15 protein-coding genes are annotated in these 23,699 nt (G+C 49.8%); 1 reads left to right on the plus strand and 14 read right to left on the minus strand.

Features of this window, described 5'->3' with window-relative positions; genetic code table 11:
* Positions 1–440 precede the first annotated feature (440 nt).
* Positions 441–2,273 (minus strand): translational GTPase TypA, encoded by a 1,833-nt coding sequence (gene typA, locus AMF_RS07740; protein WP_010264770.1) that lies wholly within the window; start codon positions 2,271–2,273, stop codon positions 441–443.
* 81 nt (positions 2,274–2,354) lie between these two features.
* Complete coding sequence (locus AMF_RS07745) at positions 2,355–4,661, minus strand: AAA family ATPase (protein WP_010267765.1); 2,307 nt, start codon at positions 4,659–4,661, stop codon at positions 2,355–2,357.
* A 142-nt stretch (positions 4,662–4,803) separates the two neighbouring features.
* On the opposite strand from AMF_RS07745, the gene AMF_RS07750 reads away from it, so the two are divergent.
* Entirely contained in the window at positions 4,804–5,517 is a 714-nt protein-coding gene (locus AMF_RS07750; protein WP_010267767.1) for a TerC family protein, read from the plus strand.
* A gap of 208 nt (positions 5,518–5,725) precedes the next feature.
* Here the strand turns inward: AMF_RS07750 and rbfA are convergent, their stop codons facing one another.
* The 12 genes from rbfA to nuoL all read right to left on the minus strand — a co-directional run bounded on the left by rbfA (position 5,726) and on the right by nuoL (position 23,637).
* The gene (gene rbfA, locus AMF_RS07755) at positions 5,726–6,079 is read right to left on the minus strand and encodes a 30S ribosome-binding factor RbfA (protein ID WP_010264781.1); all 354 of its coding nucleotides are present in this window, start codon (positions 6,077–6,079) and stop codon (positions 5,726–5,728) included.
* A complete protein-coding gene (gene infB, locus AMF_RS07760) occupies positions 6,076–8,568 on the minus strand; it encodes a translation initiation factor IF-2 (RefSeq protein WP_041660052.1) in 2,493 nt (830 codons plus the stop codon). The genes rbfA and infB overlap by 4 nt, the downstream gene beginning before the upstream one ends.
* 21 nt (positions 8,569–8,589) lie before the next feature.
* Positions 8,590–10,137: a transcription termination factor NusA gene (gene nusA, locus AMF_RS07765; RefSeq protein WP_010267781.1), complete on the minus strand. Its 1,548-nt coding sequence runs from the start codon at positions 10,135–10,137 to the stop codon at positions 8,590–8,592.
* A 225-nt stretch (positions 10,138–10,362) separates the two neighbouring features.
* Positions 10,363–10,560 carry a hypothetical protein gene (locus AMF_RS07770; protein ID WP_010267782.1) on the minus strand — a complete coding sequence of 66 codons (198 nt, stop codon included), beginning with the start codon at positions 10,558–10,560 and terminating at the stop codon, positions 10,363–10,365.
* An 88-nt stretch (positions 10,561–10,648) separates the two neighbouring features.
* Positions 10,649–13,762, minus strand: a complete 3,114-nt coding sequence (locus AMF_RS07775) for an efflux RND transporter permease subunit (protein ID WP_010267784.1) — start codon at positions 13,760–13,762, stop codon at positions 10,649–10,651.
* Between the two features lie 229 nt (positions 13,763–13,991).
* Complete coding sequence (gene tatC, locus AMF_RS07780; RefSeq protein WP_010270164.1) at positions 13,992–14,732, minus strand: twin-arginine translocase subunit TatC; 741 nt, start codon at positions 14,730–14,732, stop codon at positions 13,992–13,994.
* A gap of 139 nt (positions 14,733–14,871) precedes the next feature.
* Positions 14,872–16,140 carry a flavodoxin-dependent (E)-4-hydroxy-3-methylbut-2-enyl-diphosphate synthase gene (gene ispG, locus AMF_RS07785; protein WP_010267785.1) on the minus strand — a complete coding sequence of 423 codons (1,269 nt, stop codon included), beginning with the start codon at positions 16,138–16,140 and terminating at the stop codon, positions 14,872–14,874.
* A gap of 27 nt (positions 16,141–16,167) precedes the next feature.
* A complete protein-coding gene (locus tag AMF_RS07790; protein ID WP_012658994.1) occupies positions 16,168–17,544 on the minus strand; it encodes a TRP75-related protein in 1,377 nt (458 codons plus the stop codon).
* Between the two features lie 97 nt (positions 17,545–17,641).
* Complete coding sequence (gene dxr, locus AMF_RS07795; RefSeq protein ID WP_010264810.1) at positions 17,642–18,823, minus strand: 1-deoxy-D-xylulose-5-phosphate reductoisomerase; 1,182 nt, start codon at positions 18,821–18,823, stop codon at positions 17,642–17,644.
* 22 nt (positions 18,824–18,845) lie between these two features.
* Complete coding sequence (locus tag AMF_RS07800; protein WP_010267787.1) at positions 18,846–20,291, minus strand: NADH-quinone oxidoreductase subunit N; 1,446 nt, start codon at positions 20,289–20,291, stop codon at positions 18,846–18,848.
* A gap of 2 nt (positions 20,292–20,293) precedes the next feature.
* Positions 20,294–21,757 (minus strand): complex I subunit 4 family protein, encoded by a 1,464-nt coding sequence (locus AMF_RS07805; RefSeq protein ID WP_010267790.1) that lies wholly within the window; start codon positions 21,755–21,757, stop codon positions 20,294–20,296.
* Positions 21,754–23,637 (minus strand): NADH-quinone oxidoreductase subunit L, encoded by a 1,884-nt coding sequence (gene nuoL, locus AMF_RS07810; protein ID WP_010264824.1) that lies wholly within the window; start codon positions 23,635–23,637, stop codon positions 21,754–21,756. The genes AMF_RS07805 and nuoL overlap by 4 nt, the downstream gene beginning before the upstream one ends.
* Positions 23,638–23,699 lie beyond the last annotated feature (62 nt).

A 23,699-nucleotide genomic window follows, 5' to 3' on the forward strand; every position in this document is an offset into this window, starting at 1 on the left:
CGGTGTCGTTGATCAGTTTGGTGATGGTAGTGAGCTTAAAGGGTGGCGGTGATTTACAGGGTTCCTCGTCTGCACAGACCGTCATGAACTGCAGCACCAGTCGGGGCTTTGCTATCCACAGTTGTACCATGCGCTACAGAAGCCCGTATATACGTACAGGGTAAACCACTAGGCGGTATAACCCACGGCAGGGTAAACCTAAACTGCCAACATCTGTACTGCATTACATGCATTCAAGTTGCACTCTTCGCCCTTGCAGGCACCCACGCATCTGTCGCGCAATTTACCGCAACGTCCCACACTACGCACTCTTGCAGAGCAATACCATCGGGTAGCGCGCTCTCACCCAATTAGCACACGCACAGGGTAAACCACTAGGCAGTATAACTCATGGCAGGGTATATCTAAACTGCCAACATCTGTACATGCATTACACGCACTCAAGTTGCACTCTTAGCCCTTGCAAAGCGCTTGCGCTCATTGGGGTCTAGGAACCTTTTCCGCAATCTTACGGATTTTGGCGTGCACTCCACCAGCTCGTCGTCGTTTATAAACCCTATCATTTCTTCTAGCGTCATTAACTGCGGCGGAACAAGCCTGACGGCCTCGTCAGAGCCCGCGGCCCGGATGTTGGTCAGCTGCTTGCCCTTCAAGACGTTCACTTCGATGTCATTGCCCCTATTGTGCAGCCCGACCACCATACCCATGTATACCTTATCTTGGGGCTTGATAAACATCGCACCCCTGTCCTGAAGGTTAAAGATGGCATACGCAACTGCCTCACCCTGCCCAGTGGAAATCAACACGCCGTTCACCCTGCCAGGGATATCACCCTTGTGTGGCGCATACCCGTGGAACAGGCGATTCATTATGCCAGTGCCTCTGGAGTCTGTAAGAAACTCGCCATGGTAGCCAATCAGCCCCCTGGAAGGAATCAGAAACACCATGCGCACCCTGCCCTGCCCTGATGGCGACATATCTTGCATATCGCCCTTGCGGAAGCTTAACTTTTCCATGATTATGCCGCTGTATTCTTCATCAACGTCAATCACCACCTCTTCCATGGGCTCCAGAAGGGCTGACCCTTCCTTCTTAAATAGGACACGCGGGCGCGATACAGAAAGCTCAAAACCTTCCCGCCGCATCGTTTCAATCAACACACCGAGCTGTAGCTCACCTCTGCCGCCAACCTCGTAAGAATCACTGCGTTCCCCCTCTTTCACCGTGATTGCTACGTTGGTTTCAGCTTCGGACAGCAATCTATTTTTGATTACAGTAGACGTAAGCTTGGTGCCTTCAGTGCCAGCCAGAGGCGAATCATTCACACCAATAGTCACGGCCATGGTTGGGGGGTCTACGGGGGTAGAGGGAATAGGCACACTTACAGCAACGTCCACAATGCTGTCAGAAACTGAGGCTTTCTCGAGCCCAGCAACGGCTATTATGTCTCCGGCACCGGCTTCATCAACCGGAACACGCTTCAAACCGGAAAAAGACAGCAGCTTGGTCAGCCTGCCGCTCTCCACAACCTCACCGCCCAAGTTTAGCACTTTCACCTGCGAATTGATCTTCGCCCTACCCTGGTATATCTTCCCAGTCAGTACCCTGCCCAAAAACTTGTCTGACTCCAAAAGGGTTAACAGCATACTGAACGGGGCGTTATGGTCATATTGCGAGGGTTTGATATATTCCAGAATCGCTCCAAACAGAGGTGTAAGATCCTTGCGCTCCTCCGACAAATCCTTGACGCACCAACCGCTCCTCCCGGAAGCATAGAGCACGGGGAAATCGAGCTGCTCACTTGTGGCGTTGAGGTTTATAAAAAGCTCATACACCTCGTCCAAAACTTCGCTCACCCTGCTGTCTGGACGGTCAACCTTATTTACCACCACTATTGGCAGCAAATTGGCCTGCAGCGCTTTTGAGAGCACGAACTTCGTTTGCGGCATCGGGCCCTCAGACGCATCAACGAGCATGAGCACCCCGTCTGCCATTGAGAGCACCCTTTCCACCTCGCCACCAAAATCTGCGTGGCCTGGTGTGTCTATCACATTAATCTTATGGCTTCCCCACGTAATCGCGGTACACTTCGCCAGGATCGTAATGCCCCGCTCCCGTTCCAGGTCATTGCTGTCCATCACCCGCTCAACAACTTCCTGGTTATCCCTGAGGGCACCGCTTTGCTTCAGCATGCTGTCTAGAAGCGTAGTCTTCCCGTGATCTACATGCGCAACAATAGCCAAATTACGAACAGATTCGTAATTGTTAGACATAGACCCCCCCGCGACGCAATGGGACAAATCTATAGGATTCGACTAAATAATCAACGATAAAAACCACCGCGCAGCAAGTTATTATGCAATACTATCAACAGATTTTTCGAAAAACTCATACGAGAAGTCTTCCTTCTGCGGGTCAAATCTCACTTCCACCCTGCCCCCGTACGCCAGTTTGCCAAACAACATTTCAAGTGCCAGGTGCTTCTTGATCTTTTGCGCAATCACACTTTGCGCCTTTCTCGCACCGTATCCGTCTTGCTGCCCCATTTTCGTCAGAAATTCCACCGACGCTTTGTCGATGCTGATATCAACACCCTTTCTGGATAGCTGATCTCTGAGCTCGGCAATGAATTTACCAACCACCTTTTCCATCACATCAGCGCTCAGATAGGAAAAGGATACCACCGCATCCAACCTGTTACAAAATTCCGGACCGAAAATCTTCTCTATAGCTTTGTGCTCACTACCTATATGAAAGGTGCGGTCACGGTCAAACCCCACAGCGTTTTGACTAAACTCCACCGCACCGGCGTTCGTGGTGAGTACGATGACAACATTACGAAAACTAACTTTGCGCCCGTAAGTGTCGGTGATGCATCCATAATCCATTATTTGTAACAATATGTTATAAACGCTACTATGGGCTTTTTCTATCTCATCCAGTAACAACACGCTGTATTGGTTCCTTGCTATGGTGTCAGTGAGTAGGCCGCCTTGCTCATACCCCACATACCCTGGGGGAGAACCTATCATCCTGGCAACGGTGTGGGACTCCATATATTCAGACATGTCAAATCTGACCAACTTCATCCCCATGTTCTTTGCCAATTGTTTCACTAGCTCAGTCTTCCCTACCCCCGTAGGGCCGGCCAGCAGGTAACTAGCAAGTGGCTTTTGGTGGCTCCTGAGCCCAGCCTTGGCAATTCTTATTGCATCCACAATCTGCGAAATGGCAGCATCCTGCCCAAAAATAACTTGCTTCAGATTTTCTTCTAAATTCTTCACTTTGTGAGTATCGCTCGCGAAAAGATTGTCGCACGGTATTTCAGTAATTCGCGAAATAATTGATTCAATATCCCTGCCCGTGACAACCTTACCATTTTCGCCCGAGCGCAGCTTGGCATATACCCCGGCTTCATCTAAAACATCCACCGCCTTGTCCGGCAGCATTCTCTCGGCTATATACCTGTCCGACAGCTCCGCAGCATACTTCACCGCTTGGCTGGTATAGTGTACATCGTGGTATATCTCATAATATGACTTTATCCCACTCAGAATCTGTATGGTTTCCTCTACGGTAGATTCTTCAACATTAATTTTCTGATATCTCCTCGCCAGCGCCCGGTCCTTCTCAAAATTGCTGTTATACTCCTTGTACGTAGTGGCACCTATACACCTAATGGAGCCCCTGGCAAGTGCCGGTTTCAGCAGATTACTCGCATCTAACGGGCTTCCGCTCGTGGACCCGGCGCCAATAATAGTGTGAATTTCATCAATAAAAAGAACGGCATTCTTCTTATTCTCTATAGCCCGGATAACCGCCTTTATCCTCTCTTCAAAGTCCCCACGATACCTCGTCCCTGCAAGCAAAGAGCCCATGTCGAGAGAGTATATTTCTACACATTTGAGTTGAGGCACAATATTCCCTTCGACGATGCGCAGCGCCAAACCTTCAACTATAGCGGTTTTCCCCACACCAGAATCCCCAACATACAGGGGGTTGTTCTTCCTTCTGCGCAGCAGGACTTCAATGGTTCGCTCTTGTTCGTACTGCCTACCTATAACATAATCTATCTTTCCATTCTTCGCCAAAACGTTGAGGTTCACACAATAAGCTTCCAGGCTTTCGCCATCTTTTGAGACCACATCTTTGGATATGTGAGGAAACCCAACCGCCCCTCGCTTGACGAAATCTACGTCTTTGCCCAGATCATGCTGATCATACAGCTCTTCCGGATGCTCGTTGCTGGAAATACAGCTCACAACATCAATGTACTTAACGTTGTGCTCATTCAAAAAAGAAACACTGCAGGAGTCTTTTTCCAAAAAAATCTCCGCTAAAACATTCACACCGTTAATTTCATCCTTTCCGGAGGCATGTGCGTGTACTATGGCCCTATGCACCACCTTTTCAAATGCCATGCTTGGCCGCACTTCGGTCACGCTCTGATTCATCGCTATAGACATTTCGTATCTTAAGAAGTTAATCAGAGTTGCCCTCAATCTGTCTATAGACACCCGACACACATACAAAACCCGCCTGACATCAAGGTCATCAGTCAACGCTAGCAGCAGATGTTCAAGGGTTGCACACTCATGACGAAAATCAAAAGCTATCGACAATGCCCTGTGTAGACTGGCCTCAAGGTTCTTTGATAACACGTAAATCCTACCCCCCAACTCTCGGGGCCAGGGTACCATCTAAGCATTAAAATACATTGAAAACAAAATGGGATCAAAAACGCAAAAGCGTGTATACTACCTCGTGAATTACGCGCTATAGCCGGGAAATAACGCATCTGCCATGAATCTCCATTGTAACAGCATTGTTGAGTTCTCCACCTTGTTTTTCCTGGAGATGATTTTGGGCATTGATAACCTAATTTTCATAGCCCTTATCACCTCAAGGCTTCCAGAAGGTCTACGCAACAAGGCACGAATTTGCGGTCTTAGCGTAGCTTTGGTGATGCGCTTTGTCATGTTGTTTGGAGCTTCGCTTTTGCTGTCCATGGATGAACAATTCATTACGCTGTCGCGTGTGCAAATCTCCTACAAAAACATGTTCTTTATAGCCGGCGGGGCTTTCTTGGTGTACAAAAGTGCGCAGGAAATTTATTTAGAGATATTTCCTAAACAAAATTCAAAAATTAGTGCTTCACCCAAATTTTTGCTAGCAATCGGACAAATTATTGGGATTGATCTTATGCTCTCGTTAGATTCCGTGATATCGGCAGTAGGGCTGACTGACAATACACTTCTCATCGCCATAATATTTTCCATATACGCCATTGTTGCGCTATTTTTGTCCAAAGAGGTGTCAGCTATCGTGCACAAACATGCGAGGGTCAAAACAATTGCGTTGTTGTTCATAGGAGCATTGGGAGCGCTGCTCGTAGCAGAAGGCATGGGGCACAACATCCCACACAGCTACCTGTACACAACTCTGCTATTTCCGATAATAATGGAGTGCATGGACTGCTGGAAGGAAAAGCGCAGTTCACAGCATCACAAACCCTAGGTAGCCTGACAAGCGCATGGGCCTACAGCCGCACATATCAGAAATGAAGATGGATAATGGGCTACATCAAGATCACAGCCCGCCACGGGCCCCGGCAACGAAACAGGCATGGGACACAACATCCCGCAGCTATCCACCCGTGTGGCACAGCCGTTCAAAAACTAGTAACCAGCTGTAGATCTCGAGTTCTACAACGCGGCCGCACACCTCACTTTGTGGTGGCCATTATCTCACTAATTCGGAGGAAGTTATCAAATTCAACATCCAGCTTAAAATGCAACCTGGGCACGTACCGCAATTTGAGGTACCTGAATACTGCTCTCCTAATGCTGTTAGACGCATCATTCAACGCGGCGACTACTTCGTCACCATCAACCGACTTGTCCCCAATTGCCACGAACACTGTGGCATTTCTCGTGTCTTCACTAACTTTAACACCAGATATAGACAGCATGCTGCTTAAATCATAAAATTCGCGAATGAACAGCTGGGCAAGTGCCCTCTTGAGAACCGATGCAACCTTCAGGCTGCGTAACCCAGCCGATGGAGTAAAAGCTATCATTCCACTACTCTAGCGTGCTCTACTACTTCAAGAACTTTTATCACATCACCCACCGCAACGTCCTTGGCACCTTCAACCAGCACACCACATTCCAGACCATGGCCCACTTCTTTTACGTCATCCTTAAACCGCCTCAGGACTTTTACCTTGCCTTCGCACGTTACCGCATCATTTCTGTAGATCTTCACCAAGGCGCCTCTACTAACCGCACCTTCGGACACATAACAACCGATGACCGTCCCCCCCTTACCGCTGGAAAACACTTCCCTCACAACCAGCAACCCGACCTGCACCTCTCGTATAATCGGCTTTAGTTTTCCACAAACAACACCCTTCACATCATCTATCAGGTCGTATATCACCCGATGATGGCGTATATCAACATCCTTCTGCCTTACAAGATCTCTGGCCTGAGCATCTACCTTGACGTTAAACGCCAGTACCACGGCTGATGCGGCCTCGGCAAGCAAAATATCGGATTTCGTAACATCGCCAATATCTTTGTGTAGGATATTAAACTTGACCTCCTCGTGCTCGATTTGCGCTACTGAGCGAGAAATAGCCTCCAAGGACCCAGCTACATCGGCCTTTAGTATCATGTTGACCCCTTCGGGCCTGTCCATAGAGAACAGCGGTCCTGTGAAAACGCTGTCATTCCTACCAGAGTCGCGTCCACGGGAGAGGTTAATCCCTGCCCTATGCTCAAGTAAATCTCTGGCGTGTTTTTCAGAAGGCATTACCAGAAAGACGTCACCCGCTTTAGGTACTTTATCAAGCCCTAAAACTCTAACGGGCATTGAGGGTAATGCTTCTTCGACACTATTATCACTGTCATCAAACATGTTGCGCACTTTCCCGTATGAACCGTCTCCGGCTACTACTACGTTTCCCTTGCGCAGCGTACCCCTTTGCACTATTACAGTAGCGACAACGCCGCAATTCCTTTCTATTTTTGATTCTATTACCACGCCTTGTGCCCTACCCTCAACTGGGGCTCTCAACTCTAACATCTCAGCCAACAGTAATATACTGGACTTCAGCTTGTCTAAATTCTCTCCCGTCTTCGCAGAGACGGGGACAATCATGACGTCTCCCCCAAGCTTCTCCGGCACCACGCCATGTTGCAGTAGATCATTGGTAATCTTATCAACATTTGCGTCGCTTCTGTCTATCTTGTTAACTGCAACCACCATGGATACACCCGCCGTCTTAACGTGGTTTATGGACTCCACGGTTTGAGGCATAACTCCATCATCCGCGGCCACCACCAAAACCACTATGTCAGTGACGTTGGTACCCCGGGCACGCATATCGGAGAAGGCCTCGTGTCCGGGTGTATCGAGGAAGGTTATCTTTTTACCATCAACATCTATCTGATAAGCGCCTATGTGCTGCGTGATGCCCCTGAACTCCTTTTCTGCAACGTTAGACTTCCGTAAAACATCAAGGAGTGAGGTTTTTCCATGGTCCACATGACCCATCACGGTCACAACTGGCGGCCTCGGCTCCATTGTAAGGCCACTGTCGCTAATATCAGACAGTTCCCTCTCCATTTGGATTTTACTAACAACCTTGGGCCGGTGACTGAACCTTTCCGCAACTTCGCTCGCCACATCAGACCCGATAGCGGTGCTCTGTCTGGCCTCTATACCCATGTGTGAGAGCACTCGCAACACATCCCCCACCTTCTCTGCCATAGCGGCAGCCAGCGCCTTCACCTCTATTTCATCAGGAATCACAACATCTCTGGATATTCTTCGATCGCTCTTGGAACCGCCCCTACGCCTGGAAGACGCCGTGAGGACATATCTCTCCTCCGTGCCACTCAGGGCATTTTCTATATCCAGTTTGATGTGTTTGCTGGATGCACGGGAAGCCGCAGCCTTTTTGACGCCGCCTCCACCCTCTTTTTCCTTGATCTTCCCGCCAGCGCCTTGGTAAGAATACCTCTTACCCTTGTCGTCGTGCCCCCCTCTTCCAGGGCGCGTACCCGCGGCACCGGGGGCGATGTCACCTAGCACGGGAGTAGCCACGTCCGCAACTGCATCCGCGGCAGCGGCAGGTTCTTTCACGCTGTCAGGCTCGTCTACCACGCTTTCCCCTTCAGGGGGCGCCACCTCTACTTCTTCCTCATCCCGAAGTTTCTTAGCAGCCTCTTTCTGAGCGCTTATACTGTCTGCCGTGTGTATCGCATTAATTCTGGAAAGCTGCTCTCTTGCGGTCAAACTGCATGTAGCAGACCGGGAAATTTGCCCTTGCCTGTTGTCATCAGAAGTATAGGGTGACGTGCCATAGCCCACACCTTCAGCAGGAGATGCGCCGCTTGCTTTTCTTTTTCTGCTGCGCACCTCAACAGTCATGAAGGTTCTACCGCCAGCGGAGGTAGGTGTTTTGGCAAGCGTAGAGGCTCTGGTACCAAGTTTGAGCGTAGGACGCCCACTGCCACCAGAGGAGCCGCAATCTCCTCCAAACTTCTCAACATCACTCATCAACAAGTACCCGAAAAATCTCTAAATCCACCCCATTCGCTTGCGAGACTCCAAAATGATGGAATCCACCTGCTCTTTACTCAATCTTGCCTTGGGAACCATATCATAAAACTCATCGGTACACATCGAGGCGATGTCCTCCACGCTTCTTATGCCACCCTCACACAGCTTGACAACATCTTCTATCTCCAGATACGGAAGCTCCAGAACCTCCTCACTCACGGACATATTTTTCAGCGTCTCAAGCGCTTCTTCGCGTCTACGGGTCAGATACTCAGCAGCACGCTTTTTGAGCTCCACCGCAATCTCTTCGTTAAACCCGTCTATCGCGGTAATCTCGGCAACATCAACCTTGTCCAAATCTTCTATCGTGGAAAAACCTTCGCTCACCAGCAGCTGCCCTATAATCTCCTCGACATCCAACCCATCAACGAAGACCTTAGCCCCAGAACTAAGCTCCTTGGCCTTCCGTGTAGATTCCGTCTCATCCCCAATGACGTCAATCTCCCATCCCACAAGTTCAGAGGCCAGTCTGATGTTTTGGCCATACCGACCTATTGCCAGGCTGACCTGATTTTCCGGAACAACCAGCTCTATCTTCTCCACATCTTCGTCTATGATGACCTTCACAACCTCAGCAGGGGCTATCGCGCTCACCACAAACTTCGCGAGGTCTGATGAATACAACACAACGTCTATCTTCTCCCCGTGCAGCTCAGAGACTATATTTTGTATTCTCACACCCCGCGCACCAATGCACGCACCCACAGGATCCACGTTTTTGTCTGAGGAGAAAACGGCCACCTTCGACCTAGAACCAGGGTCCCTAGCCAGCGCCTTTATGGACACTATCCCATCGTATACTTCAGGTATCTCCTGCTTGAACAGGAGCTCCATGAACCTTTTGCTGACCCTAGAAAGAAAGATCTGGGGACCAGACAGCTCTTCTTGCCGCACCTCTTCTACGTGGGCCTTCACCCTATCATTTGGGCGGAAGACCTCCCCCCTTATGGTGTTGTAGACAGGCAGGTACCCCTCACTACCGTTGAGATCAACCACCACGTTGTTGTACTCGACCCGCTTGACGACCCCGTAGACAAGATCTCCAACCCGGTCCTTGAACTCCTCATACTGGCGCTTGCGCTCCTGGATCATTATCAGCTGCGCAACTTTCTGCCTCGCAACTTTGGCAGAGTTATAGTCAACATCCACAGGAGGCAACGGCTCGAACAAGATATCGCCAACCTTTACATCCTTGCCATCAGCAACCGCATCAGAAACCTTGACCAGCTTGTATTTGCTTACCTCACCAGGCGGAATACCGTACTGTTCGCTGTCAAAGCTCATATCATCATTGACCACCAGAGCCTGCCTGGAGATAGAGACCACACCCGTTTTTCTGTCTATTGAGGCCTTGATCTTACAGTCACCATACTTGCTGCGGCTCACAAGCTCCAAAGCCTGCTCTATTGCATCTACCACCATTTCCAGATTCAGACCCTTCTGCTCCGCAACATCCCGAGCAACTCTGATCAGCTCTAGATTATCAAAATTATACAGATTCACCATAAAACCCCTTGCACGAGCCCGAAACGCCTATTACACCTTGATGGTAGAAGCGGCGCTTTTACGCAACACGCCACGGCGATTCTACTTATGAGGCCAATTTGAGTCAAGACATTTCTCCACCCTGAAAAACAGAAACAAGACATGGTATCTCAGCCATAGAACCGCATAAGGACCATCCCGCTTGCTGCCTGCGAAATATACAGGAACATTAACCACCTGGCTGCCCTAGCGAGTAGCGCCCTGCACGCTTGCCGCCGGCACAATTGCAACGCCGCCGTGCAACGATTTGGAGACGCGCCTCCAGCTGGCATCGCGCTCATCTCCGCTATCACCGAAGAGGCACTCCCGGCCCCTTACTTCCGGACACTGCGTGTTGTGCCAGAAAGTTCTGCTACGTCCCAACATGCACTTGCCGTCCAGCATCTAACCTGCGCAAGCCGTCCAACAGCCACTAGAACGTTCGCACCACCAACAGCGAGCAGTTCCTGTACCGGCACCACCGCAAATCCTCCTAGCTCGCTTCAACTTTTGCAACTTCTCCTTTCTTTTCACCCAATATCAGAATTGCTGGAGTGAACAACAGCGTGATAACCGTGGCAAGCAGTAGCCCTACGGAAGTCGTGGTAGACAATTCAAACCACATTTGGCTGGATGGGGAATCATACAGGACTCGCCTACCTAGAAAATCTATACTTACCCTCAAAGCCATGGGCAGCAGGCCCAAAACCCCGGTGATAACAGTCAAAAATATCGGCCTCAACCTGGAGAGCGCAGATTTCAATATGGCCTCTTTTCTGTCTTGCAACGTCTCAAGATTTTCTCGGTAAGCATCCACAAGCAATATGTTGTTATTCACCACTATACCAGAAAGCACGATGATACCAACCCCGCCCATGACAACCCCAAATGCCTTATAGGTAACCAAAAACCCCAAAAATACGCACGTGGCGGATAAAAACACCGCGGTCATCACCACTGCGACGTAGTAGAAGCTGTTCAGCTCGCCTACCAATACTAACACCATCAGAAGCAAAACTAGACAGAATGCGGTTATCAAAAACTCCCTGGATTCTTCCTGGCTTTCGATGTCCCCAAGAAAACTAGCCGTAACATCGGAGCCAACTTGCTCATCTAAAATACCCTTTAGGTACTCCACCCGTTCACTCATAAGACGCCCCGGCAGCAAGTTGGAATATATGGTAAGTGACCTTAATCCGTCCACTCGTTTTATTACATCCACTCCACTCCTTACTTTTTCTTCAACAAAATAGGAGACGGGAACGGCCCCGTGCACGGTATTTATAGACAGGCGGTCTAACCCTTTAAGTGATCTGTCTCCCTCACGAAACCTGGCCAGAATATCTACGCCATCTTTGGCGCCTTCTGGGTAATATTTACCCACAATGGTACCACTGGTGAGCAACTTGACGAACTGCCCCACCAATACTACATCCGCACCAAATGAAATTGCTTTCTTCCTGTTGATATCAACACTCCACTCCGCTCCCGTAAGCAAGTTGTCGCGAGTGACCCCAGTAAAACCTTGAGACTCTCCCATCGCAGATACTAGAATATTGGCAGCGGCTTCCAGATCCTCAACACTTTCACCCCTTAGGTTCACCTCCAGCGGCTTACCCTTGTTTGGCTTTATGCTATCGCTCTTGACGTCAAACGTTACCCCGGTAATATCCTGCAATCGCTCCATAATTTCCTTCAGCAGCACGGTGGATTTTTTGCGTAGGTACCAGTCCTGAAATTCGATGTTAATTGCACCAATCACCCTGCTGTTCCATGGATCATCCAAGCCGTGCCCGACCAGCGCATAGAGAAGCCTAATCCCACCCACGCCCGCAATTTTTTCCTCGGCGCATCTAATTATTTCATCTTTTTCTTGCAACGAAAGGTTGCTGTCGCTTTTCACTTCTATGACGGCACGGTCAGGCTCAATCTCAGGAAAGAATTCCATCCCGGGACCTACCGTGAAATACGCTATCGTAGCTAGCATCAAAGCCCCGGCGGTGGTGCACACGAACTTTTTTGGGTGATCAAGCACAACACGCAGCACCCTAGCGTACAAGCGCGTCGCACTGCCTAGCTTGCTGATATCCAAATCCTCTATCGCATTGATCCTAGATACGTCTTCCTCGGATGTTGCCGAAGGCTTACCAAACATTGAGCCTAACACTGGAGTGAATACTATGGCCATAATCCAAGATCCCACCAACGTGGAGATTGAAACCACTGGTATGTGCTTCATAAACTCACCAATAATTCCAGGCCAAAACAGCAGGGGGATAAAAACAACCAGCCTAGTCATAGTAGACGAGGCTATAGGCCAAAACATCTTGCAGGAGGCCAACTTGTACGCCGACGTTCTATCCAGCCCGTATACCATCTTCCGATCTGCATACTCGCTCACTACTATCGCATCATCCACCAACATCCCCACGACCATGATTAGGGTGAACAGTATTACGATATTGAGTGTGTAGCCCATGACGTATATGACAACAATCCCCAGCAGGAAGGAAATTGGTATTGAAAGCGCAACCAAAACGGCTGTGCGCACGCCCATAAACGCCATCATTACCAACATCACCAGTAGCACCGAAAATGCCACTGTGTTTTCAAGCTCATGCAGTATGGCTGACACTTCCTGGGACTGATCCTGGATAAAAGGCAGCGACACCCCTTCCGGCAGGAGTTTACTTGCACCCTTCAACAGGGCGGTAACGCGCCCAACAACTTCAGAAATATTGCTCCCGTTCTTCTTGGAGATTTCCAATACAATGCACCGTTGCCCATTAATTCTGGCAAACTCTTTCGCGTCCTCTAAAGTCAGCTTCACCTTTGCAACATTGCCGATGGTGACCACGGCATCACCGCGCGTTTTTAGTACCACATCCAAAATCTGTTTCCGGCTGTCCAATAGGCCATTGACCTTTATTTTATGGCTACCAACCTCCGATTCAAGCACACCATAATCTACAAAAGCGTGGTTTCTTGCTATCGCCTGCACCATATCTGTTAGCTGTATTCCGTGGTGTTCCATAAGTTCTGGAACCAGGTCCAACTCCACAACATCCTTACGCAGACCAACGGCATTTACCTTAAAAACATCACCCAGAGCTTCAATCCTGTACTTTAGCTCACGTGCCACAGAGCACAAAGACCTGGTCGGTAAATCCCCAGCAACAGCCACACTTAGTACGGGCAGCAAACCAAGATTCCGCTCTTCAGCCAAAAGTGAGGTAACATTTCTGGGAAGCTTTGGACGCACCACATCAAGCCGGGCTCTGACGTCTTCCACAGCGGCCTTGATATCCGAACCATGATTAAACTCAAGCACCATGCTGACAACACCGTCCCGCACTACAGAGACAACCTTCTTAACTCCCGTAACCGATCGTATCTCTCTCTCAATGGGCAGAGCCAACAATACCTCGGCGAGCTCTGCTGGCACACCCTCCATAGCGGCGGTAACGTTAATAATCGGAGCTTTAACCCCAGGAATTTTCTCACGTGGCAGCTTATAGTAGAAATACGCCCCGGCAACGGAAATAACAAACAAAACGAACAGGGTAAACCTACTCTTCTCCAAAAAGAACCCTGAAATCTTACTCACAACAACTACACCGTTCCGTCAACATACCACGCACCTGAGGGGCTTGCAGCCGGAGCTCAAGTGCGTCATTCTGCACACTCCCCCTCACAACACACCAAAAAGTGGTGAACATCGTCTATATAACTAGCACAAATTCCAGGAAGATATAACCCCCTATAACGGGCAACCAATGCTGAATGTAAGTTTTCTACTGACAAAACTGCTGAATTCTGCACACAAACTCGTCCTCCTACCTGCGTTCAATGTACCTACAGGCGAGTATAGAGGCTTCGTACAGCAGCAACATAGGAATTGCCAAACCTATCTGGCTTATCACATCCGGGGGCGTCAAAATTGCAGCCAAAGTGAATATAGCCACAATTGCGACCCTGCGTTTTCCCGCCAAAGTTTTGGATGAGATTAGGCCCACTCTGGCCATCATGGTGAGTATTACGGGCAATTGGAATGCCATGCCAAAGGCAAACATCAGTTGCAATACTAAATCTAGATATTCGCTCACAGATGGCATGAAGTCTATGGGTACACCGACTGAGGCATCTCTATTCTCGAAACCCATAAAAAATTTCCATGCCAGCGGGAATATGTAGTAGTACACCATAGCCGCACCGGCGGCGAATAGAACTGGCGCGGCCACTAGATACGGCAGCAAAACCCTTTTTTCCTCCTTGTACAGGCCCGGAGCAAGGAACATATAAAGCTGCCAGGTAAAAATGGGAAATGAAAAAAACAGCGCAGCAGTTGCCCCTACTTTCACATACACAAAAAAGGCTTCGGTGAGGCCTGTGTAGATCAGAGAAAAGTCTTCATTATCGCCTGCAAGCTCCACCAAAGGGACTAGCAGGAACTCATATATCTTATCGGAGAACAGATAGCAGACAATAAACATTCCGATAAAACACACGACGGAGAATACAATTCTTCTCCGGAGTTCGCAAAAATGCCCCGATAGCGACATTTTACCCGTATCCATTGGACGCACCACAATTGCAAGAGTATCGGGGAATTGTTGCATACTTGACGGGATTTACCAAGCAGTCCGCGCGGCAGCACGGCCATATACAGCCCGACCTACCCACCTGTGATAGACCGATCGCTCCCGACCATGTTTCCTAACCGTACTTCCGGTGCACGTAAGACTCAACTATCTCGAGAAACTCCCCGAGCACGTTTTCACCATGGAGCGTGCAGAGCTTTCTACCGTCTTCATACACGGCAGCAACCTCCCTTTCCCCATTTCCAGGAAGGCTAATACCCAAATTCGCGTGCTTGCTCTCACCGGGCCCGTTGACTACACACCCCATAACAGCGACAGTCATATTCACTACGCCGGGGTTACTCACTTTCCAAACCTGCATGCGCCTGTCTATGTAGTGATTAACTCCGCTTACAAGCTTTTGAAAGTAAGGAAAATTTGTGCGCCCACAACCGGGACAGGAAGTTGTTTGGGCAGAAAAAAACCGCAAGCCTAAAGATTGTAGAATTTCCTTACACACTCTAACCTCTTGTGCCCTATCCTCCCTGGAAGTGGATGTGAGCGACACCCTGATGGTATCACCTATGCCCATGAGCAAAAGGTGTGCTATCCCGGCTGTGCTGCTGACTATGCCTTTCAATCCAGTACCTGCTTCGGTCAATCCCAGGTGAAGCGCGTAGTCGGCAGACTCAGACAAGGCAGAATACACTGCCACCAGGTCACGCACTTTGCTGGTCTTACAGGAAAGCACTATTTTGTTGCGTGGAAGACCTATTCGTTCAGCAAGCTCAGCGCTCTGGAGGGCTGACGTCACCAAGGCTTTTCTCATCACCACGTTATCCGGGTACGGACTCGCTAGGGATGCGTTATCATCCATAAGTTTGCCTATCAAGGCCTTATCCAGGCTCCCCCAGTTGACTCCTATACGGACCGGAATATCGTGCTTTATGGCGTATTCTATGACAGATTCAAAATTCCTATCTCTCTTGTCGCCAAAACCTACATTTCCTGGATTGATTCTTATTTTCCCAAGAAACGCCGCATCGTCCGGATACTTATTCAGCAGGTCTGCAACCTCATATTGGCCGCAACCAACAACCATTTTTTCATCGAAGCCATGGCTGACCAAATGCTCAACAATCCTTGGAATGCTTTTTATAGACTCCTCAGAATTTATGGCAACCCTGATGAGTTCAGACCCCTCCTTCGCAAGACAGAGAATCTCTTCCAGATCTGAAGAGAGGCTCCCAGAACCCCCAAGAGCCATAGACTGCACTACTACAGGGCTGCCACCACCTATAATAACCCTGCCCACTCTGACCGCACAGCTGACCCGCGCTACACGTGACGACCCAACAACAGACTCAAACTCCGCTGCATCAGAAGCGGCACGACAACCAACCACTAGGCCCCTCCCACACGGAAGCACCCGCTAGTCCATGTACTGTATGACGTAGTCATCTGCATATTCGTCGTCGTCGAACCGCCAGGAATCCAGAAAGTCACTGCCAACAACTCCTTTCCCCCCACCTCCAGCAGCGCCCGCTCCAGACTTACTGCGGACATCACCCCCGGTCTGCTCAGTGGGCCTCTTAGCTTGTTCTTCACCAGTCTTCTCGGTAGGCTGCCCACCGTCAAGCTGCATAATCCTATCTGGCTTAATCTTATTAGACGCTTTGGTAGATGCGCTCTTCTCCACCGGGGTTAAACCATCTCTTGCAGAACCTGCAGACTTTTTGGCAGCACCCCCATCTGATTTTCTTGCGGGAAGAGCCGCTTTTTTGCTTTTGGAAGTTGGCTCCACCAGCGGCGCAGCAAAGGGCTCCTCCTTGTTGCTGGTAGAGGAAGGTGCAACTGGAACCCCATCTACAGGTACGGGCGCGGCCTCAATTGAGCTCCCACCAGATTTTTCAGTACCCCTCCCTTTCGCAATCTTTTTATCGCCACCACGCTTTTTAGTGGAATCAGCCGCGGCAGACAGCTTTTTCTTGGTATCCTCAAGGTGCTTAACGGCGGCTTTTTTGCCAGCCGAGGTGGATTTAGCCGAAGAAGAACCACCCTTCTCCTCCTTGCTTGACACCGTAGGAACGGCGCCTAGACCCTTGGCATCAGGCCCAACCGCGGCAGGGGGATTAACATTGCTCACAGAAACCTTCCCACTTGAGCTAATACCGGCAGCAGGCGAGCCGGACGCGCCCCCGCTTTGAGCTGTCGACTTGGCGCCAAGAAGGCCACTTTTCTTGGACGGGGTGGACATACGCTTCCCGCCCTCAGGCGCGGGTGTACGTGCCTCTGACTTCTCAAGCGCCTCATCCCCGGGTTTTAGATCCACATTCAGAAACCTCGCACCTTCAACCCGGGCGAGATCCACTCCCTCCTTGTTTATCATACCACCGCCGCTGCCTTCCACTCTGTCTAAGGGAACCGCGCCATATTCGCGTAGCTTCTCAACAACATCACGCTTCCGGACACCAGAACGGCCACTAACGGGCCCCTCAGAGGCCCCCTTGCCCCCAGTGCGCAATTCCCGTGCACCAGAGCCAGCATCCGCCAGAACATCTTCCCTACGCTGCTTGTACACCTCATAAGACTGGGCAAAGTCCTCATCCTCATCGAAGAGCTCCCCACCCGGATTGTACGGAGGAACGTAGTTCCTGCCCATCTCAAACACGCACCTCTCACCGCACGAAGTCACAAACAACGCCAAACCCAACAAAGAAATCACTAACCTTGACATGGAACCAACCGATGAAGCTAACACAACATACCACGTACTAGACACACTCACCACGCCAGACGCGCGAGACATCCACTACACACGTACGAACGTACCCACACGCGTTACATACATTATTACTCGCAGCAGCACAACACTTATCATACAAAAGGCACGCGAGCTTGCACTGTCACCGAATAAATTCAGAAACTTTTAGTGTATCGCAAATCTCCCTAGTTCTTGCTCTACATATTAGGTCATACTCACCCGCTTCTGAGATAGAGTTGACCTCACAGCATGCAAGTTTGTCCATCGCACTCATAATAATGTTGGGTATATCCAAAAACGCAATCTCGAAATTTAAGAATGCTTCCACTGCAACCTCGTTCGCAGCATTGAGTGCTATACATGCAGCGCGAGGCTTAGATGAGCGAAGCGCTTCAAAGCCGAAACCAAGCGCAGGAAAACGCTCGAGGTCGGGCTCCATGAACGTTAGCTTACCATAAGATGCCAGATCGAGAGTGCTTCCGCATACGGTTGCACTCTGGGGCCAGTACAACGCGTGTAGCGTGGGTATGCCCATATCTGGTACGGACATGAGGGAAATGGATGTTCCGTTGGGGTATGCAGCCACAGCGTGCACCACAGATTCGGGATGCACTGTTACGTCAATGCTGTCCGGATCCAGCGAAAAAAGGTAGTGTGCTTCTATAACTTCCAACGCCTTGTTAACCATAGTAGCGCTATCAACCGAGATTTTACGGCCCATCTTCCATACAGGGTGCGCAAGAGCGTCGCTGGGCGTTACAGCCTGCATCTGCTCTCTGGTCCATCGCAAAAACGGCCCTCCAGAGGCCGTCAACGTAACCCTAGCAACGCACCCGTCATGAGCTAATATTTGGAACACGGCATTGTGCTCGGAATCTACAGGAACGATATTGACACCCGTCTGCTTGGCCGCATTGATGAGCAGTTCACCCCCGCAGACCACACTCTCTTTGTTCGCCAAAGCAATCGACTTCACGCCTGATTTTATTAAACGGATGACCGGATGCAAAGCGGCTATACCTGTTATAGCCATCACCGCACTGTCCACATCCCGAGACGCAGCATCCATAACGCCGGCTGTACCCGCCCCTACCTCAACACAAGTACCACGAAGCAATTCCCGAAGCGTTTCATACGCAGCATCTTCAGCTACAACAGCCATGTTCGCGCTCAACAGCCTAGCTTGCGATGCCAGTAAGTGTGCATCTTGCTTAGCAACTAGGGCCACAACTTCAAAGTCATCAGGATTGTCGCGCAAAATCTGAACTGCTTTCTGCCCTATGCACCCAGTCGAACCAAATACAGAAACTCTCTTCCGACCCATATGAAGCACTCAACCGTTCGACCTAAGTGCGCCCTCCAAAAACCCACACCAGGCCCTGGAACAGGATATCAAAATACTGGGCCAAAAACAAGGCAATGACGCTCAACAACATACAAACAACGGCAATAACGGTCAGGCCCAAGTGGTGCGGAAGCGCTGGATGCCCAGCACCCATTGCCGGTTGATCAAAGTACACCACCCTAGCGATACGAAAACAGTAAAAGCATGGTACAATCCCGACTGCACACACAAGCAGAACGTACGGGAAAGCCACGACCGTTGGGATGTCTGACATCACGATAGATTTGAGAAAAAAGTATTTGGGCCAACATCCCAAAAACGGCGGAAACCCGGCAGCTGAAACCATAGAGACGACCAACGCGAAAGCCACAAATGGGCTACTTCGGTGCATACCAGCAAGGCTTGCTAATTCAAACCCTTCATCATCGTACCTGAGGAGTACGGAAAAAATCCACGCATTTATCACCCAACTCGTCAACACGTAGTGGAAGATGGCATACGAAGACGTGCCGTGCAAGACAACCACCGGCAGTACGTACCCGAGCTGCCCTATGTTGGAGTATGCGAGCAACCTCTTTATATTACTCTGCCGCAGAGCACCGAGCTCTCCAACAAGTGCGGACAACCCGGAAACGGAAATAATCCCATATAAAATGCTCTGTTGCAGTATCCCATTCTCCCCAACAATTCGGGCAAGCAGCAAAATCGCCGCAGATTTTGTCACTATAAGAAAGAACGCCATAGCCGCCATGGGAGACCCGTGATAGGTATCCACGGCCCACATGTGAAAGGGCACTACAGCAAGCTTGAAGAGCACGCCTACCAGTACAAACGCACACCCCAAAGTGGCCCCCAGCGAAGCTCGCCCTGCGAGAATCTCCTGCATTACATTGCATTCTAACCCCGTAGAGTACCCGTACACCAAGGAGATTCCATAAAGCATGATGCAAGACGAAAGGGCGCTCAAAATGAAGAACTTAAGCGCAGACTCAGACGCGCGCTCCGAGCTGCGATTAAAGCACACAAGAACACAAGATGACAGGCTGTTTAGCTCAAGCGAAATGTACAAAGAAAGAAAGTGGCCTGCCTGCACTAAAGTCATGGCACCCAGAGTTGCGAATAGCATGACTACAGAAAACTCGTAACGCACCTCCCTTCTCGCGCACAAAAACAGGAGGGAGGCTACAAACCCCGCAACACCTACTAGCATTCTGGAGATGCAAGTGTACCGAGTATGCAACACGAGGCCGTTAAACAGGTGAACGTCTTCAGCAACATGATCGGTAACACCTGACCACCAAGAGAGAACAACCACCACACCCATAGAAACCGCTGACAGCCTGTGTACCCAGCGCGCATCCACTACAATACCCAGCAATAGGGCAATCATCGCTGAGCCCAGAAGATAAAGCTCGGGCAGCATGTATAGCAGTTCTCTCCAGCACATACTCAGCCCCAGGAAGGTTGGAGTTTATGTAGAGGCACTAGTAAATGCTCTACGGCAGGCTTTAACATGGTAAGCAACGGCGCAGGAAAGACGCCAAGCACCAACACGAGGATAGCTAGGATCGCTAAAATAGCAAATTCTCCGGCGTTAATATCACCAAACTTGTCAGAACCCGCAGGAGCGGAACCCCAAACAACCTCTTTACACAGACGCAACATGTACGCAGCACTTAGTACCATACCTACGGCAAAACAAACAACCATTGGCCCGAATGACTTAAAAACTCCAAGCATTGACAAAAACTCCCCCATAAACCCGGAAGTACCAGGAATTCCTGCAGAAGCCATGCTGAAGAACACTATCATCGCGGAAAGCTTTGGCATCTTCGACGCCAACCCACGACACTCAGACATTTCCATGGTCCCCGTCCTGCTATATACCATGCCAACACACAGGAACAGCGCGGCGGATATTAGGCCATGACTCAGCATTTGATAGACCGCCCCAAGTATTCCGGCTTCATTCAAAGAAAACATCCCCGCGGCAACAAAGCTCATATGAGCAACGGAGGAATATGCTATGAGCATTTTCATATTGCGTTGCGCAAACGCCGTCAAAGATGCATAGATCAACGATATCGCACTCAAGCAGACCACAAATTTTGCAAAATGTGCACTAACTACCGGCAACATTTGGATGCAAAACCTCAAAAGCCCATATCCACCAAGTTTGATCAGCAACCCTGCAAGCAGCACGGATCCGGCAGTTGGCGCCTGCACATGCGCGCTCGGCAACCATGTATGGCAAGGAACCACCGGAAGTTTGACGGCAAACGCAACAAAACACAAAATCCAAAAGCATATCTGCCAGCGGAGGTGCACACTAGTCGCCAGCCCGATAGCAACATCATCGAATGACCCGGAAGTTGCGTTGGCAACAGCATCAATACACGCCACAGCCGCCAAAAACCCGACTGAAGCTGTGGCTGTGTATATAAGAAATTTAAATGCAGCACCCACCTTATCGCCGTGCCCCCAAAACCCGATCATGAAAAACATTGGAACCAAAGAGGCTTCGAAGAGAATAAAAAACCACAAGATGTCATGTGTGCAGAAAACAGCAATAACAAGACTCTCTAGTAAAAGCAGCAACGCAAAAAAGGAAGGAACGGTCGGCGCCCCGCCTGGACTAAAAACGCAAAAAAGTGAACATATGAGAAACAGGAAAGTGGACAGCACCGTCAATATCATGGATAGCGCATCCACGGAAAAAACTTGCCCCACCCATGATTGTGGAGCTATTCCTCCAACGAAATCACCCCCGCGCACCAGCGGCACAACGCTCATACAAAACACCACCAGCGTTACAACCACGGCGGCTGGACCCACAACCCTGGACATAGCACCACGCGAAAACGCCGCCAGACAGGACCCCAACGCCGGTATTAGGATCATCAGAAGAATCACCGTATTACAAAACCATATACCACCAACAGTGTAGCAGCTACCACCCCGGACAACATGACAAGAGCATAATCAAACGCGCGCCCGCTCTGCATCTTGACACTATACCTGGCGCATGTGCTCACAGCCCCAGTAATACCACCTAAGAGGAAATAATCAATCACTTTTTGGTCTACAACAACCCGAAAGGTCGTGGCTATCCTGTCCATCGGACGTACTAGCGCCAGGTCGTACAGCTCGTCAAAATAAAATTTATTCTTTAAAACCGTATGGACCGGCCCCACAAGCTTTCCCGGAAGAGCAATAATACAAAACCTATTGTGGTAGGCCACGTACAGTAATGCGCCAGCGATACCCAAGACTGCGGGAAGGAGAGAGAGCAGCAGCCCGCTGTTTTCATGCGCATGCACCCTTAGGCTACCATCCCAGAATGCACCTTCAGTAATACCCCAAAAACTCTTGAGCACCACACCAGAAAATACCGCCCCAACTGCTAGTATCAGCAGCGGGAACAGCATAATGCTACTGGATTCATGTATAGACGAAATCCGTTTTGCAGAAGAATTGTGAAACACTTTTAGCATCAGTCTGCACGAATACACGGAAGTAAGACAGGCAACTAAGTTTGTCACCATAAAGCCAACGCCGCTAGTGCTGCTACTTTCAATGATCAGCTCCTTGGAATAAAACCCAGCAAAAGGAAACACACCCATGAGTGATAGGGAGCCTATCCACATCAGCGCGTAGGTTAGTGGTATATCGCGCCAGCAATTCTTGCTCATATGTGTAATCCTCTGCTCACCAGCGTTAGAGTGGATTACGTTACCCGCGGCAAGGAACAGTAGAGACTTGAAAAGCGCGTGTGTCGCCAAGTGGAAAATCGCCAAGTGGTAGTTGGCAGTGCCGCACGCAACAAACATGTAGCCCAATTGGCTGCAAGTGGAATAGGCTATTATCTTCTTGATGTCTTCCTGCACAATCGCAACTAGCGCCGCAACTAGGCACGTTGCCAGACCTACCACCAGCACAACGTCCAGGGCAGCTTGCGATAGCTCAAAAATTGGCGAGCAACGCGCAATTAAAAACACACCTGCTGTCACCATGGTTGCTGCATGTATGAGTGCAGACGCGGGAGTGGGCCCCTCCATAGCATCTGGGAGCCACGTGTGGAGGCCAAGCTGGGCAGATTTCCCCATACACCCAAGAAACAGCAATATGCACGCAATACTTACAACTTGTATTTGATACCCAAAAACATTTACAACGCCGAAACCCGCTCCGTTTGAGATCTGCTCGAAAATTTCATCGAAACTCAGAGACCGAAACACATAAAAAATGGCCAACATACCACACAGAAAAAACAGATCTCCCACTCTGTTCACAACAAATGCTTTCATCGCCGATCTGTTTGCTGCATCTTTCTTGAACCAAAATCCTATCAGCAGATAAGAGCACAACCCAACGCCTTCCCAGCCAAAAAACAGCTGCACGAAATTTCCGCTGGTAACCAGGACCATCATGAAGAAAGTGAAGGCAGATAGGTAAGCGAGAAACCTGGTTCCACCGCTATCATTGCTCATATACCCTATCGAATACAAATGCACCATCAGCGAGACGGTAGTCACAACAACAAGCATTATGGCAGATAGTTTGTCGATGCAAATTGACCATACAATCGCCATCTCTCCAATCTGGAACCAGGGCATCACCTCAACACTGTAGCGCTGCTGTAGCGTAAGGAATAGGTACCAAGATAGTACGGCTGAACAAAATACGCACGAAGAGATCACGCCGGCAGATAAAAACCTGCTGCGCCCCATAGCCTGTCCGATAATAGCCCCAATTAGGGGAAGCGTAACACAGAGAAACTCGACACTAAACATACAACTACCACAGGACACGGACTATACGGCAGCCCTCACCCCCAAATGTACCATGCACCAAA

The organism is Anaplasma marginale str. Florida (assembly GCF_000020305.1).
In the GTDB taxonomy this organism is placed as follows: Bacteria; Pseudomonadota; Alphaproteobacteria; order Rickettsiales; family Anaplasmataceae; genus Anaplasma; species Anaplasma marginale.